The 15,348-nt window shown below is 41.3% G+C and carries 14 protein-coding genes; 5 read left to right on the top strand and 9 right to left on the bottom strand.

What is annotated here, in order from left to right; genetic code table 11:
- The first annotated feature begins 233 nt into the window (after positions 1–233).
- A complete protein-coding gene (locus A379_RS13170; RefSeq protein ID WP_040727571.1) occupies positions 234–2,984 on the top strand; it encodes a cation-transporting P-type ATPase in 2,751 nt (916 codons plus the stop codon).
- A gap of 20 nt (positions 2,985–3,004) precedes the next feature.
- Here A379_RS13170 and modC read toward each other — a convergent pair whose 3' ends face one another.
- From modC to A379_RS08870, 4 genes are all read right to left on the bottom strand, one after another.
- On the bottom strand, positions 3,005–4,105 hold the full coding sequence (modC, locus tag A379_RS08885; protein WP_232744832.1) for a molybdenum ABC transporter ATP-binding protein: 1,101 nt from the start codon (positions 4,103–4,105) through the stop codon (positions 3,005–3,007).
- On the bottom strand, positions 4,106–4,801 hold the full coding sequence (gene modB / locus A379_RS08880) for a molybdate ABC transporter permease subunit (protein WP_040727570.1): 696 nt from the start codon (positions 4,799–4,801) through the stop codon (positions 4,106–4,108).
- 128 nt (positions 4,802–4,929) lie between these two features.
- On the bottom strand, positions 4,930–5,694 hold the full coding sequence (modA, locus tag A379_RS08875; RefSeq protein WP_040727569.1) for a molybdate ABC transporter substrate-binding protein: 765 nt from the start codon (positions 5,692–5,694) through the stop codon (positions 4,930–4,932).
- Positions 5,695–5,815: 121 nt separating this feature from the next.
- Positions 5,816–6,625: a TOBE domain-containing protein gene (locus A379_RS08870; protein WP_040727568.1), complete on the bottom strand. Its 810-nt coding sequence runs from the start codon at positions 6,623–6,625 to the stop codon at positions 5,816–5,818.
- A 252-nt stretch (positions 6,626–6,877) separates the two neighbouring features.
- On the opposite strand from A379_RS08870, the gene A379_RS08865 reads away from it, so the two are divergent.
- Together A379_RS08865 and A379_RS08860 are read left to right on the top strand one after the other, a co-directional pair.
- Entirely contained in the window at positions 6,878–7,819 is a 942-nt protein-coding gene (locus A379_RS08865) for an HPP family protein (protein WP_040727566.1), read from the top strand.
- Positions 7,820–7,856: 37 nt separating this feature from the next.
- Positions 7,857–8,318 carry a hypothetical protein gene (locus A379_RS08860; protein ID WP_040728963.1) on the top strand — a complete coding sequence of 154 codons (462 nt, stop codon included), beginning with the start codon at positions 7,857–7,859 and terminating at the stop codon, positions 8,316–8,318.
- A gap of 44 nt (positions 8,319–8,362) precedes the next feature.
- On the opposite strand, the gene coaD is transcribed toward A379_RS08860, so the two are convergent.
- The 3 genes from coaD to A379_RS08845 all read right to left on the bottom strand — a co-directional run bounded on the left by coaD (position 8,363) and on the right by A379_RS08845 (position 10,487).
- A complete protein-coding gene (coaD, locus tag A379_RS08855) occupies positions 8,363–8,845 on the bottom strand; it encodes a pantetheine-phosphate adenylyltransferase (RefSeq protein WP_040727564.1) in 483 nt (160 codons plus the stop codon).
- Between the two features lie 166 nt (positions 8,846–9,011).
- Entirely contained in the window at positions 9,012–9,644 is a 633-nt protein-coding gene (rsmD, locus tag A379_RS08850) for a 16S rRNA (guanine(966)-N(2))-methyltransferase RsmD (protein ID WP_040727562.1), read from the bottom strand.
- A gap of 12 nt (positions 9,645–9,656) precedes the next feature.
- Positions 9,657–10,487: a S1 RNA-binding domain-containing protein gene (locus A379_RS08845; RefSeq protein WP_040727561.1), complete on the bottom strand. Its 831-nt coding sequence runs from the start codon at positions 10,485–10,487 to the stop codon at positions 9,657–9,659.
- Positions 10,488–10,548: 61 nt separating this feature from the next.
- Here A379_RS08845 and A379_RS08840 point away from each other — a divergent pair, with 61 nt between their 5' ends.
- The gene (locus tag A379_RS08840) at positions 10,549–10,989 is read left to right on the top strand and encodes a DUF2846 domain-containing protein (RefSeq protein WP_040727560.1); all 441 of its coding nucleotides are present in this window, start codon (positions 10,549–10,551) and stop codon (positions 10,987–10,989) included.
- Between the two features lie 89 nt (positions 10,990–11,078).
- Here A379_RS08840 and A379_RS08835 read toward each other — a convergent pair whose 3' ends face one another.
- Together A379_RS08835 and A379_RS08830 are read right to left on the bottom strand one after the other, a co-directional pair.
- On the bottom strand, positions 11,079–12,419 hold the full coding sequence (locus A379_RS08835) for a pitrilysin family protein (RefSeq protein ID WP_040727558.1): 1,341 nt from the start codon (positions 12,417–12,419) through the stop codon (positions 11,079–11,081).
- The gene (locus A379_RS08830; RefSeq protein ID WP_040727556.1) at positions 12,419–13,807 is read right to left on the bottom strand and encodes a pitrilysin family protein; all 1,389 of its coding nucleotides are present in this window, start codon (positions 13,805–13,807) and stop codon (positions 12,419–12,421) included. The genes A379_RS08835 and A379_RS08830 overlap by 1 nt, the downstream gene beginning before the upstream one ends.
- A gap of 268 nt (positions 13,808–14,075) precedes the next feature.
- On the opposite strand from A379_RS08830, the gene ftsY reads away from it, so the two are divergent.
- A complete protein-coding gene (gene ftsY, locus A379_RS08825; protein ID WP_040727555.1) occupies positions 14,076–15,335 on the top strand; it encodes a signal recognition particle-docking protein FtsY in 1,260 nt (419 codons plus the stop codon).
- Positions 15,336–15,348 lie beyond the last annotated feature (13 nt).

Here is a 15,348-nt window from a genome sequence, read left to right as displayed (position 1 = left end):
ACACTGTCTTTTTAGCCAACTAGCTTTCGCTAGCTGGCTTTTTTGTTTTTGAATAAACCACCTTAGACACATCTCTTTTATAAACCAAAAAGTACTGCCCTCTTAAAACAACATTCAAAATTGAATATTTAAGCGTTTTATTGACTTAACTATTATTGTCATTTTTATCGTAAATTTGTTGTGATAAACTCAATTATACCTTTTGCGTTTACACTATTTTGAGTAGCAATGACATGGATAATTTAAGAGAAAAACATTGGCACCACCACGCCTTAGAGGACATAGATAAGCTATTAGAAACCAATAGCCACTCTGGTCTTGACGTTTTAACGGTAAAAGAGCGCCAATTATTCTATGGCCCAAACCGCCTCACTCCTCAAAAGGGAAAGAACCCTATTGTTCTATTCTTGCTCCAGTTTAACCAACCTCTTGTTTATATTCTTTTAGCCGCCGCCATTGTCACTTTTGTATTGCAAGAGTGGGTTGATAGTGGCGTCATTTTTGGGGTTATCTTAGTTAATGCCATCGTGGGCTTTATTCAAGAATCTAAGGCGTTAAAGGCGATTGAAGCACTTTCTCGCAGCATGGAAGGGTTTGCCACCGTACTGCGTGCGGGTACAAAGATAACCATCCCGTCTCATGAATTGGTGTTGGGAGACATTGTTCTACTTCAATCGGGCGATAAAGTGCCCGCTGACCTACGCTTAATACGCTGTCGAGAGCTTCAAGTCGATGAATCTGCCTTAACAGGTGAGTCGGTTCCTTCTCAAAAAAATCTGCAACCACTGGCATTTGAAACACCCTTATCAGAACGCCATAACATGACTTACTCATCCACTCTCGTCACTTATGGAACCGCTACTGGTGTTGTAGTAGAGACTGGAGATCATACTGAAATTGGACAAATCAATACCTTGATTGCCAATGCGACCGTTTTAGCCACGCCATTAACAAAATCCGTTTCTAAATTTAGTGAACTTCTACTTAAAGTTATTTTATTGCTCGCAGGCATGACCTTTGTTATTGGCTGGTTGCATGGTCAACCCATGCTTGAGACGTTTATGGCAGCCGTTGCTTTAGCCGTAGGCGCAATTCCAGAAGGATTACCAGCGGCCATGTCTATTATGCTGGCCATTGGGGTGAATAAAATGGCCAGTCGTCATGCCATTATTCGTAAAATGCCTGCGGTTGAAACCTTAGGAAGTACAACGGTCATCTGCTCTGACAAAACGGGAACCCTGACCCAAAACCAAATGACGGTACAGCAAATCTTTGCAGGCCAAACCCACTATGAGGTAACGGGCACGGGGTACAATCCTCAAGGCGAAATATCCAGCAATGGAAAGAGTATTGAGCCAGCACAATTTCATACTACACAAAACCAAATCACGGCCCTTTCAGAAACTCTTAAAGCGGGGTTATTATGTAATGATTCAAGGCTCATTGAAAAAGAGCAACGTTGGGCAATTGACGGAGACCCTACCGAGGCGGCCTTAATCTCGTCAGCGTTCAAAGCCCAGTTTAATATAGCGGATCTTGAACAAACCTACCCAAGAGTAGACACGCTCCCTTTTGAATCTCAACATCAATACATGGCCACATTACACAAACTTGCCATAGACAATGAGGCTGGACAATCCGTTATCTACATTAAAGGTTCCGTTGAAAGCATTCTTAAACGCAGTGATTCTGCTTTAAACAATGACAATCAACTCACTTCGCTCGATATCACGCAAATACATCAAGAAATTGATTTAATGGCTTCAAAGGGTTTGAGAGTACTCGCTTTTGCTAAAAAACTGGTTTCTGCTGACACACAAAATGTCACGCATGAAATGCTCAATTCAGGTTTAACCTTTTTGGGTCTTCAGGCGATGATGGATCCGCCTCGTCAGGAGGCGATCTCTGCGGTTAAAGCGTGTCAAAGTGCTGGTATTCAAGTCAAAATGATCACAGGTGATCATGTTGCTACAGCCGCTGCCATCGCCAAACAAATTGGTTTAAAAGGCAACGATCATGGACTAGATGAACAATATGCTTACAGTGGCCATTCACTTGCTCAACTTAGTGATACAGAGTTGGTTGAAGTCGCTGAAAAGTCAGCGGTCTTTGCCAGAGTCACACCAGAGCAAAAATTACGTTTAGTAGAAGCATTGCAATCTAAAGGGCATGTAGTTGCCATGACAGGTGATGGCGTGAATGATGCTCCCGCCTTAAAACAGGCCGATATTGGTATTGCCATGGGGCTGGGCGGAACAGAAGTGGCTAAAGAAGCCGCCGATATGATTTTGACCAATGATAATTTTGCCACCATTGAAGCGGCTGTAGAAGAAGGTCGTTCGGTGTTTGATAACTTAGTCAAGTTCATCACCTGGACATTGCCCACCAATGCAGGGGAAGGGTTAGTCATTTTAACTGCCATTATTTTTGGACTGACGTTACCCATCACCCCCGTTCAGATTTTATGGATAAATATGACCACCGCCCTATTACTGGGTTTGATGTTGGCATTTGAAAATAAAGAACCTGGCCTAATGGCTCGCAAACCACGCAAACCTAATTCTCCGATTATTAATACAGAACTTGCCATTCGTATCTTAACGGTAAGCACCCTTATGTTGGCTGGCGCTTATGGGTTATTTAACTGGGCAATTAACATGAATCATAGTGTGGAAACGGCACGTACCTTAGCGGTAAACATGTTTGTTTTTGGTGAAATCTTCTACCTCTTCAATTGCCGTTCTTTACGTTACTCGATGTTTAAAATCGGCTTTTTCTCCAATCCCTGGCTATTGGCTGGCGTTCTCAGTATGGTGATGATTCAGATATTTTTTACCCACTCAACCACCATGAACAATCTATTTGGTAGCGCCCCCCTATCACTTCTACAATGGAGCGCTGTTTTACTTGCAGGATTAACCATTTACATTGTCATTGATATAGAAAAACGTTTTAGAATCTACTTTGAAAAACACAAAAACTAACTCGCTTTTGCAACCGTTTATCACTCCGTCATGGCCACGGTTTTAATTAAAGCAAAAACAACCAGGCCTGGTAATAGTTGCAAACGATTAGCGGAGTTTTGAGTAATTTCTGCAAACAGGTGCTGACCATCAGCTAACAATAATCGCACTAAAACTCGATGTTCGCTCTGTGGAATAATTTCTCCCACCTCAACTTTTAAATGGTTGATTATGCTTAGATTTTGCGGATCAGATAAACCGATACTGACATCTCTGGCTAAAATTCGCACTCTTACTTGTGTTTTTTGCACCAAGAGATGCTGACTAACCCATAACGATTGCCCTGGATTTTGGTCTAAAGTTTTATTAATTCTAATCTGCTGTAGGCCATCCTCAACCTGCTGTGGTTCACCCAGTAAGACTGAAACCGCACCTTGTTCATCAAACAACGGAGAATCTGGACGAGATAAGGACTGTTGTAGAGTTTCCATTCGTTCAATCTGCCCATCTTTCATAAACACCACTCTATCTGCCAAACGCTCGACTTCTGCGGGAGCGTGGGTAATATAAAGCACGGGCAATTGATATTGTTCTATAACCTCTTCAATAAGGGTTAACAGTTCGGCTTTGGCTCGCCAATCTAATGCGGATAATGGCTCGTCCATACAGAGCAACTTTGGACGCATTAACAGAGCACGGGCAATTGCCACACGCTGACGTTCGCCCCCCGATAGATATGTGACCTCACGATCTAACAGTTCTGCAATGCCAATGCGCTCAACAATATCATTAAAATCACCAGGCCTGGTCGTTTTAGGCAGACGTTTAATGCCGTATTCTAAATTTTGCCTAACGGTCAAATGCGGAAACAGCGCGGCATCTTGAAACACAAAACCAATATTGCGGTTTTGTGCGGGCAAGGCTTTATGGCCATTTTGCCAGGCCTGGTCATCCACAGTTAACTTGCCACAGGTGCGTTTATCTAAGCCTGCAATGGCACGCAACAAGGTGCTTTTACCACTGCCCGAACGGCCAAATAAAACGGTAACGCCTTGTAATGGTATTGAAAAATCACCACTGTCTAGGGCAAAACCACCAAGATCAAGCTGTAAGTTGCCTGTTATCATCTGTTTGCTACTCACTTATCCCACCTTTACCCCAAAACGACGATTCACGCCATAGACCAACATCAGAACCAATAAAGAAAAAATCAACATCATGGCGGACAAAATATGCGCTTGGTCGTACTCCATGCTTTCAACATGATCAAAGATATCAATCGACACCATTCGAGTTTGCCCAGGGATATTACCGCCCATCATTAAGACCACACCAAACTCGCCCACCGTATGGGCAAAAGTCAACGTGGCAGCTACTAAAAACCCGCGTTGCGAGAGCGGCACGACAATGGTAAAAAACCGATCTAAAAATGAGGCACGCATAGTGGCAGCGGCATCGAGCAAGCGCGATGGAATGGACTCAAAGGCATGCATTAACGGTTGTACCGCAAACGGCAAAGAGTAAAACACCGAACCAATCACCAAGCCTGCTTTACTAAAGGTTAGCTGCCCTTCAAAACCAAACACCCTTAAAAAATCAGTGACCATGCCGTTTGGATTAAAGATAATCAGCATATAAAAGCCCAATACCGTTGGCGGTAACACAAGAGGTAGAGCCACTAAGGCTTCAAGCAATACTTTATTACGTGATTGCATTTGTGCCATCCACCAGGCTAAAGGTGTGCCTAAAACCAACAATAGAACAGTCGTCATTGCCGCCACTTCTAGTGTTAGCCAGATGGGGTCTAAATTGATTTGAGTACCAAAAATTTCCAGCATGGAAACCTTCCTTGAGAATCATTCATTCAAAAAAACAAAAGCAGGTAACAATACCTGCTTTAAACACTGTCAATACGGTGTAGGGGTGTGTCAATCAGAAACCTACTTGATGAGCTGGTGATTTAACCCTAGTTAACACCGTAACCATAAGATTCGATAATTTTAATCGCTTCAGGCGTTTTCATAAAGGCCATAAAGTCTTTAATGGCCGCATTCTCTTTACCGCGTAACGTTACCACTGCCCCTTGATTAATTGGCTGGTAATCGGCTTGTGGCACAACCCAATACTGGCCTTTTTGATAAATGGGGCTTTGTGGATCAACAATTTGTGACATGGCCACAAAACCAATTTCGGCATTGCCCGTTGCCACATATTGGAACGCATGGGCGATACTTTCACCGTTGACGATTTTGGCTTTCACGCCATTGTATAACCCTTGCTTCATTAGATAAGCTTGAGCGCGCTCACCGTAAGGAGCCGTTTTTGGATTGGCAATCGCCAAATGGTTAAACTGAGCTTGCTTTAAGACCTCTAAAGGCGATTTAGCGACTGGATACTTGGCACTATAAAGCGCGATTTTACCTTGCGCATACACAAAATAGCTGTCGGCTTCACCCAGACCTGCTTCAATGGTTTTTTTAGCACGTTTTTCATCGGCCGCAAAAAAAGCATCAAAAGGGGCACCATTTTTAATTTGGGCAAACAGTTTTCCCGTTGGTCCAAATGAGAACTTAATATGGTGCTCAGGGTGCTTTTTCACAAACGCTTCATTCACCGATTCAATGGTTTTAGTAAAGTTGGCCGCTACCGCCACAGTGGCATTTTGCGCATAACTTAATGCACTAAAGGTTAAACCAACAAACAAACCTGTTATTGATACGATTTTTTTCATTTCTTTCTCCATACTAATTCAATCTAAATAAACTTTAATACATATAACGTTTAATACATATCGATTATTAAAAAAAGAGCGATTGAGTAGCCTCAAGTCGCTCTATTTGTAAAATGTATTTCTAGTCAGCAACCGCCAATAACACATGGCTTGATTTAATCAATGCGCAACAACGTCCACCGACCACTAAATCTAGGTTTTCAACACTTTGGTTGGTAATGACCGCAGACAACTTTTGACCTCCGCCCACATCGAGCGTCACGTCACTATTAACGGCGCCCTTTTCTATGTGGGTAATTTCACCACAAAACTGATTGCGGGCGCTGGTTTTAAAAGCACCGTTTATATCTTCGGTTAAAATCACCCAGCTGGCTTTAATAAGGGCGTAGGCATCTGCACCAACCTCTAAACCCAATCGCTCTAAACTTTCTGGGGTAATATGCGCCACCACTTGCATATCATGGCCAATCGCTAAAATGACTTCACAATTTACTGGACCCGTTGTAATTTTAGTCACCGAACCGTGAAACAGGTTTCTTGCACTGGTTTTCATTGAGACCTTCCGCATAATTTCTAACTGACTTAATACACCTGGTGAGATATTCTCAAGCTCTCTCATCCAGTGCTGCATCTGTTCTGAAAATAACTGATAAGCGGCTAACAATGATTCTCCCGCTGGGGTCAACACCATTCCGCCACCGCCTGTTCCGCCTTTTTGGGCAGTCACCAAAGGTTTTTCAGCGGCCAGATTCATTGCTTCAATCGCTTGCCAAGCCCCTTTATAACTCATACCACACGCTTTAGCGGCAGATGAGAGTGAGCCTAATAACGCAATTTTATTTAACAACTCTAACCTTCTTTGACCTGAACGAGATTGTTTAGAGCCCATTAAAAAGGATTGCACAAGTTGTTCTGGATGTGAGTTGTTCAAAACGCTATTACCTTATATACATAATGAGACAAATTATAACTGGAGACAAGATGATGTCAACCAAATTAATCGCAATTACGTATGCCTTTTAATAGGTCCTTTAATAGACCTTTAAAAACTTGATTTAAGCTTCTTTAATCCAAACAGTTTTGGTAGGAGTATTAATATTTATTGAATTTACCAGGCCTGGTATTTACAGCAAAGAGTATAGATGTAAATATAGACCCCATCATTTTAATCGTAAGCAAATTTATGAAAGCCTATTTACGTTCCATTACACAGCTTATTGGCCAAACCAACGGCACGGTAAGCCACAGTGAAAAAATCATTTCTGCAATCGGTGGTTTTCTTGCTATTTTTGTGATTATTCTTATTAGCCAATATTTTTTAGGTCTTGAGGCTAGTTGGGGCATTATCGCATCCATGGGGGCTTCGGCTGTTTTGCTGTTTGCGGTACCCAACGGCCCGCTTTCACAACCTTGGCCAGTTTTTGGTGGCCATATGTCAGCCGCGTTTATTGGCGTAAGCTGCGCGCTATTGATAAGCGACCCTTTATTGGCCGCCAGCAGTGCTGTTGGGCTATCCATTGGCGTAATGTACTACTTAAACTGTATTCACCCGCCAGGTGGCGCAACGGCATTAACCGCCGTGGTGGGTGGAGAAACCATTCACCAAATGGGCTATCAATTTTTACTGACTCCCGTATTGATTAACATTGTTGGAATTTTAGTCATCGCCATTATTTTTAACGCTTTATTTGATTGGCGTAGATACCCCGCTTTTTTACAAAATACTGACAGCAAATCTAAAAAAGAATCAGCAAATCAAGAGAGCATTTCACACCAAGATTTTTTGGCCGCTTTAAAAGAGATAGACTCTTTTGTGGATGTAAATGAAAATGAGTTGCGACGCATTTTTGAGCTTATTAACCTAAATGCGGCCAAAAATAAACTCGCGGATTATGACATTCAGCTAGGTAAGGTTTATAGTAATGGTCAAGTAGGTAAAGAGTGGAGCATGCGCCAGATTATTGATGAATCCACTGATGAAAACCCTAATAAAGATTTTGTTATTTTTAGACAAATCGCTGGTAAGGCAAAAAAACGTAGCGATTGTTTAACGCGTAACGAATTTGCTCAATGGGCAAAATATGAGATGATTAACCAAGATGGTAAGTGGGTACGAAAAGATTAATACACGCCTTCACTGTCAAATAACACAGATAAAAACGATGATTAAACCTCAAAATATAGCCTTAATATTCTCTGTTATTTTTATAACGTTGGTTGCACAAGGTTGTTCAAAATCAGACGATAAGAATGTCACACAATGGCCAACACCAAAAACATGTGATTTGCATGCGGACAGCTGTACCGCAAAAATGGGTGATGCTAAAGTGACCCTTAAAATCAGCCCCCACCCAATCCCCATTGCGCGACCGCTAGGCATTGAGGTAGACATAGAGAATTTGGATGTTCAGAACATAGAATTAGATATATCGGGCATTAATATGTATATGGGGTACAACCGCGTAACCCTCACACCTGCAGACCCTAATCGATACATAGGCACATCCATGCTGGCGTTTTGTACGAGCCAAAAGATGTTATGGCAAATCACATTAATGATTCATCAAGCAGATGGTTCACAAATTCAAATACCTTACACTTTAGAAACCATTAATCGTCGCTAGCCAAACACTGTCTTTTCAAACTTACCAGGCCTGGTAAGTTTGAACTATAGACCTTGTTTCTCTTTTAGAGCCTTGCCAACAACAGGGTGTACAAATTCTGAAACATCACCACCTAATGCCGAAATTTCTCGCACCAAACTTGACGAAATAAAGGCGTATTGTTCCGCTGGTGTCATAAACATAGTTTCGACTTCTGGGGCAAGCTTTCGATTCATTGACGCCAATTGAAACTCATATTCAAAATCTGAAACCGCTCGCAATCCACGTAGCAAAACATTGCCATCAATCTCTTTAACAAAATCAACCAGTAGTCCACTAAAACCAACCACTTCTACATTGGGTAAGTTTGCCGTCACTTCTTTAGCTAATGCCACTCGCTCGCTCAAGGTAAAAAGTGATTGTTTGTTTCGATTATCCGCTACGGCAATCACTAAACGATCATAAAATCGAGCTGCGCGTTCAATCAAATCAAAATGCCCTGAGGTAATCGGATCAAAAGTACCTGGGTACACTGCCGTAATCGACATAGATGTCCTTTAAGTTAAGTTGAATAAAGTTGGCTCTATTCTACGTGAAGCCAAAGCATAAAAAAACCAGCTCTTCGCTGGTAAATAATTACGTTGGCCTGGGCTCTTATATAAAGCTCACTTAAAAACGCTGCCTAATCTTTTATCTAAACTTTAATTTAGAGTCTTATTTAACGTCTTTTTTAAATAAACCAAATTTAACTTGGGAAGTGTTTTTTTCACGATAATTAACCCAACCTTCGGGCAAAATTGGCCAATCCAACTGCTTTTCCTGTTCTAGATATAGCCAGGCCTGGTCACTCAAATAGCCATTTTCAAACAATAAATCGACCGCTGTTTGCATTAATTCTTTATGAAAAGGAGGGTCTAAAAAAACCAAATCATAGGCTTGTTCACAGGGCTTATTTAACCACTGCAAACTATCGATCTGTTCAACAACCGCATTTGAAACAGCTAGGGCTTTAAGATTCTGTTGCAATTGCTTGGCATTTTGTTTATTGAGCTCTAACAATGTGGCCTGTTTTGCTCCACGTGAAATGGCTTCAAAAGACAAAGCGCCTGAACCCGCAAACACATCCAAACAGCTTGCACCAGCAATCTCAAACTGTAACCAATTAAACAGCGTCTCTTTGACTCGATCTGAAGTGGGGCGAAGCCCTTCGGCATTAAGCACGGGCAGTTTTCGACCTCTGAAATTACCGCCAATAATTCTTACTTCACCTGCGGATGATTGTTTTAAGTTACCAGGCCTGGCAACTTTATTGGTTTTGGGGCGTGGTTTACGACTATTGTGAGACATTAGATTTATTTTTTAATGATTTAGAGTGATTTTTTCAGGTGTAATCGTAATCTTTTTAGCGGATAACAAACGACCTAACGCTTTTTTATAACTGGCTTTACTCACTCGATAACGGTCAAAAATTTGTTGTGGTGTACTTTTGTCGGTTAACTCTGAAACGCCATCATTGGCTTCTAAAACAGCAAGAATCATTAAACCAAGTTCATCTTGCGCCTCTTGCCCTCGCTTTTGTAGGGTTAGATTGATTCGATGGTCTGGGCGAATCCCTTTAATATAACCTTGCATTTTTTGCCCCATTCTTAAAGGCTGTAAAATATCTGAGTTATGAATTAAACCTAAATGAGTACCATCAATTAATGCGGTATAGCCCATATTACTACGACTCACCACCATGAGTTTAACGGGCTGACCGCTTTTAAAGTTGTCATTGGTCTCTTTAAGATGAAGGCTCAATTTACTAGAAGCGGCAATGCGTCCACTTTTGTCTATATAGAGATAAACACAGTAAAAGCGCCCTTTTTCCATTGGTACACGCTGTTCGGCATAAGGCACTAATAAATCTTTTGGCATTCCCCAATCAAGAAAAGCACCTGTGCGGTTTACATCACTAACCTTTAAATAAGCCACTTCACCAATTTGAGCTAATGGTTTGTCAGTAGTCGCCACTAAACGATCTTGTGAGTCTAAATGAATAAACGCATCAATCATTTGACCAACCTGGGCTTTAGCTGGAACATACCGCGCAGGCAGTAAAATCTCGCCTAAATCGCCACCATCTAAATAGAGCCCAAATTCAACTTCTTTTACTATTTTTAATTGGTTTATTTGTCCAATCTGAGCCATTATTTCTTTACCTTAAAGTTAAAAACGCATTTAATAGGATTTATTCAAACGGAGGTCTTCTATGAAAACGTATCTTATTCTACCACTTATATTATCTGTTATATTTCTCACCGCTTGTAATACTGTTCCGATTGCTTCAGATGATGCGGATAGCCTAGCTAAGAATTTTAAACCTAACGCTACAAAATCAAAAATCTATGTATATCAAACCGAACCTTTTAGCTCGATAACGGGGGTTCCCATTGCTCTAGATAAAAAAATCGCTGGAGAAGTTACCGCAAATAGTTTTTATGTTTGGACTGTAGAGCCAGGCCGACATGTTATAAGCTCATTGACAGCCAATAAAAATAATATGTGGATCGACACCGAAGCTGGACAGAATTATTACGTTAAGCAAACTGTTAATATCAGCATTTGGAAACCCACTTCCCTTTTAGAGCAAGTGAGCGAAAAAGAGGGAATTAAGGCGATTAATCAATCTAAACTGATTGACGTAAAATAGAAAACGGCGTGCCGTTAGCCAATTAAAGAGTATTTAAAGGCTAACTTGTACGCCGTTTGCTATGAAACTAAGCTCACTCAATAAATGGTTTAGCGCGGTTTTCCCACCATAATTTCAAGCATATGATCTGGCTTAATATGCTTTTGCCAGGCCTGCAAAACATCCTGTTTTGTTACTTGCTTGATTAATTTTGGAAAAGTATCCAAATAGTCTAAAGGTAAATCGTAAAAACCAATCATTGAGATATAACCTAGAATTTTGCCATTGTTATCCATTCTAAGTGGCCAACCACCAATTAAATTATCTTTAATCGCTTGTAGCTTCTCTTCTGAAAAATCTTTTAAGAAAGCATCCAACGTTTCTCTCACCACCTTATCGGCTTCTAAAGCCGAGGCGTTTTTGGTAGATAAACCGATTAAAAAAGGCCCTGTGACTTTTTGTGGCGCAAAGTAGCTGTATACACTATAGACCAAACCGCGTTTTTCTCGCACCTCTTCCATTAATAAAGAACCGAATCCTGCACCGCCAAATAGGTGATTGCCCACAAACAACGGTACATAATCAGGGTTACCGCGTTCAATACCAAGTTGTGCAAGTGAATAATAGGTTTGAGTAGAGTCAAAATCGATTTTAATGGTTTCCTGCTGATGCTCTAATTTTGGCGTTACCAGGCCTGGTGGTTTAGTGCCTTTAGGTAAGTTTGCCGTGAGCTGATTAGCGATGGCCTTAGCCTTTGCTTTATCCACATTTCCGACAATGGAAACAACCGCATTAGAAGCCACATAAAACTGTTTATAAAAGGCTTTAATTTTAGCGATATCAATCTGTTCAACCGAATCAAGCGTTCCAGATGTTGGATGTCCATATGGATGGTTGGCGTATAAGGTTTCCCATAACTTATCATTTGAAATGACTTGCGGTTTAAAGGCTTTTTGTTTTAAGCCTACTTTTAAACGCTGTATTTCACGGTCAAAAATATCCTGGCTAAACTGTGTGTCACTCACCAAACTTTCAAAGGTGGTTAACGCAGTTTGCATAATTTGTGGTCGCGTTAAGGTACGCAATGAGATAGAGGCACTGTTCTTGGTCACACCCGAACCAATTTGCGCACCAATGGCGTTAAAGGTTTCTGATACTTGCTCTTCATTTAGCTTAGATGTTGTAGTACCCAACAAACCTGAAGTCATTGAGGCTAATCCCCATACTTTACCATCACGTGCTGACCCTGCATCAAAGGTCATTTCAATATCAAGCATGGGCAGTTGTTTGGCTTCAACGTACATAACTTTGGCGCCATTTTCGGTATACCAACTCTCAATTTTGACATTGGCCAATGCTGAAAAACTCATGATAAAAAAGGTTACAAACAACCAGGCCTGTAAGCTTAATTGAGAAACCGAATAACTAGAATGTAATTTCAATATGTTCATTAGTGAATATCTCCTGCATGCCCAACTGCGCCACGCATTTTCTTCTCTTCTTGACCATTTGGCAATAAAGTCGCAACGGTTACTTTATCTTCTTGCAGATATTTTTTGGCAACCGCTTGAACTTGTTGTGGAGTGACTTTACGCAAAGACTCTACCCAGTTATCCAAAGTATCCGCAGGCAAGCCCACGCTGATTAATGAACCTAATACATTTGCTTGAGACTGAATCGAGTCCTGATGATAGATATATTGTGCTTCTGATTGTGCTAACACTCTTTCAAGTTCAGCGTTTGTGATGAGTTCAGTTTGCAGTTTTTTAATCTCTTGCCAAATGCCCTTTTCGGCTTTTTCTGGTGTAACCCCTTCTGATGGGGTTGCACTAAACATAAACAAGGTGGTCAATCGGTCTGTACCGTCATAACCCGCTCCAGCACTAGCAACTAATTGCTGTTTACGAATAAGCTCTTTGGTTAATCGTGACGAATCATCACCATCTAAAATAGAGCTCAACACCTCCAAAGCAAATACCTCTTGCTTTTCAGCCTCTGTCTTTGCCGTCACCAAAGTTGGCGCATGAAAACCCATTAATATACTCGGTGCTTTCGTCGCGCCTTTTAGGGTTAAACGTCTGGGGCCTTCTTGTTCAAGCTCAACCTGAGGTTTGGGCGGTTCAATCTTTTCAGGTTTATTTTTGCCATAATGTTTTTGGGCAAGCTCATACACCTCTTGCGGGTTTACATCGCCCACCACAACCAATGTGGCATTATTAGGAGCATACCAACGCTGATACCAACTACGTGCATCTTCTGCTGTCCAACTGCGAATATCTGGCATCCAACCAATAACGGGGTGATGTGCTGGACTGTTCATAAAGGCCATGGCTTTAAATTGCTCATACAACTTACCTGATGGCTTATCCTCTGTACGCCATCTACGCTCTTCAGTGACCACATCTCGTTCTTTGATAAACTCTTCATCGGTCAAAACAATATTACGCATACGGTCGGCTTCTAAACGCATCACCTCAGCAAGATGTTGTTTACCAATCACCTGATAATAAGCGGTGTAATCGGTAGAGGTAAAGGCGTTTTCTTGCCCCCCCATCTTAGAAACGATTTTAGAAAACTCGCCAGGCTTGAGCTTCTCTGTACCCTTAAACATCATGTGTTCAAGCATGTGTGAGATACCCGTTTTACCGCTATGCTCAAAATGAGAACCCACACGATACCAAACCTGATGAACCACAACAGGTGCACGATGATCCTCTTTTACCACCACTTTCATGTGGTTATCTAGGGTAAATTCGGTTACTTTTGCTGCGCTGGGTAAACTTACGGCAGCAAACAACATTACCGTTGCTAATTTACTTGCTAAGCTTGTGGTTGCCATATTGAAGTTTCCTTTAGATTGTCTGATTTGAATTTTGAATTAGCTATTCTACAAAAACTATTTAAGCTTACCAGGCCTGGTTGATTATTTTTGTGGCAAACCAATTAACATTAACGCCCTGGTTAAGCCAAACTGTTTATGAATTCATTTATAATAACGATAGTTTTTTATCCAAGTATGAATATAACTTGGATTTACCTCTGTTAGCCCTTATAAAACAGACAAATAATGAATACCAAATACCGCTATTTGGTTTTAGGAAATACGCATGTTTAGCTTTTTGCGCCGCAACAAAAAAAATGAAGAAGCTTCAGACATTAACGCTGAAGAAGCCAGTCAAAATCTTGATAAACTCCAACAAGAAGAACAGCCTGTAAAAGAGACTGAACAGCCACAAGAAAGCACTGAACAAAGTTCCACTGCTTCGCAAGCAGAAACGGCTAGAACTGAAACAGCGCCTATTGCAGAGCAAGCGGCTGATTTCGAAGAGATGACCGTTGAAAAACCCGTTGATGAAACCAAAGCAAAACCAACGACAGAAGAATCAACGGATATAGATATTGCGAAAGAACCCGAACAGAAAAAAATGGGATTCTTCACTCGTCTTAAAAATGGTTTAAGCAAAACTCGCCAAAGTTTTACCGAGAGTTTGGCAGGCCTGGTATTAGGCCGCAAAGAGATTGATGAAGATCTGCTAGATGATTTAGAAATGATTCTACTGACTGCGGATGTAGGGATTGATGCGACCGATAGAATCATTAAAAACCTAACAGAACAAGTATCTCGCAAAGAGCTTAAAGATCCCGAAGCACTTATTAATGCGCTCAAAATACAATTGCAAGAGATTATAGACCCAATGTCTCAACCTTTAGACATTGATACGCACTTAGCCAAACAATCTGGGCCTTTTGTTATTTTAATGGTCGGTATTAACGGTGTAGGAAAAACCACAACCATTGGTAAGTTAGCTAAAAAATATCAGCTTGAAGGAAAATCCGTGATGTTAGCCGCTGGCGATACCTTCCGAGCTGCAGCGGTAGAACAGTTACAAACGTGGGGAGAGCGCAACAATGTCCCAGTCATGGCTCAAAAAACAGGTGCCGACTCGGCGGCGGTTATTTTTGATGCCATTCAATCTGCTAAAGCAAAGAATATTGATGTATTAATTGCGGATACTGCTGGACGCCTGCACACGCAATCCAACTTAATGGAAGAGTTAAAAAAGGTAAAACGTGTTATCGCCAAAGTTGATGAAACCGCACCTCACGAGGTTATGTTGGTGATTGATGCGGGTACTGGGCAAAACGCTCTTAACCAAGCACAGCAATTCCAAGAAGCGGTGGATGTTTCAGGCATTACCTTAACCAAGCTCGATGGTACTGCAAAAGGGGGAATTGTTTTTGCCCTAGCTGAACAACGTCAAATCCCAATTCGCTTTATTGGTGTGGGTGAATCAATCGATGATTTACGCGCATTTGACAGCAAAAGTTTTACTGAAGCCCTATTTGACCAGTCACAAAGTAACTGATTCTTTTGAGTTA

Source organism: Thiomicrorhabdus sp. Kp2 (assembly GCF_000478585.1).
Lineage (GTDB): Bacteria > Pseudomonadota > Gammaproteobacteria > Thiomicrospirales > Thiomicrospiraceae > Thiomicrorhabdus.
The sequence above is the reverse complement of the archived record's forward strand: the minus strand, read 5'-3'. Positions and strand labels throughout refer to the sequence as shown.

Coding starts and splice junctions, on each gene's coding strand:
- A379_RS13170 (WP_040727571.1), top strand. CDS start 234: ATGGATAATTTAAGAGAAAAACATTGGCACCACCACGCCTTAGAGGAC.
- modB (WP_040727570.1), bottom strand. CDS start 4,801: ATGCTGGAAATTTTTGGTACTCAAATCAATTTAGACCCCATCTGGCTA.
- modA (WP_040727569.1), bottom strand. CDS start 5,694: ATGAAAAAAATCGTATCAATAACAGGTTTGTTTGTTGGTTTAACCTTT.
- A379_RS08865 (WP_040727566.1), top strand. CDS start 6,878: ATGAAAGCCTATTTACGTTCCATTACACAGCTTATTGGCCAAACCAAC.
- A379_RS08860 (WP_040728963.1), top strand. CDS start 7,857: ATGATTAAACCTCAAAATATAGCCTTAATATTCTCTGTTATTTTTATA.
- coaD (WP_040727564.1), bottom strand. CDS start 8,845: ATGTCGATTACGGCAGTGTACCCAGGTACTTTTGATCCGATTACCTCA.
- rsmD (WP_040727562.1), bottom strand. CDS start 9,644: ATGTCTCACAATAGTCGTAAACCACGCCCCAAAACCAATAAAGTTGCC.
- A379_RS08845 (WP_040727561.1), bottom strand. CDS start 10,487: ATGGCTCAGATTGGACAAATAAACCAATTAAAAATAGTAAAAGAAGTT.
- A379_RS08840 (WP_040727560.1), top strand. CDS start 10,549: ATGAAAACGTATCTTATTCTACCACTTATATTATCTGTTATATTTCTC.
- A379_RS08835 (WP_040727558.1), bottom strand. CDS start 12,419: ATGAACATATTGAAATTACATTCTAGTTATTCGGTTTCTCAATTAAGC.
- A379_RS08830 (WP_040727556.1), bottom strand. CDS start 13,807: ATGGCAACCACAAGCTTAGCAAGTAAATTAGCAACGGTAATGTTGTTT.
- ftsY (WP_040727555.1), top strand. CDS start 14,076: ATGTTTAGCTTTTTGCGCCGCAACAAAAAAAATGAAGAAGCTTCAGAC.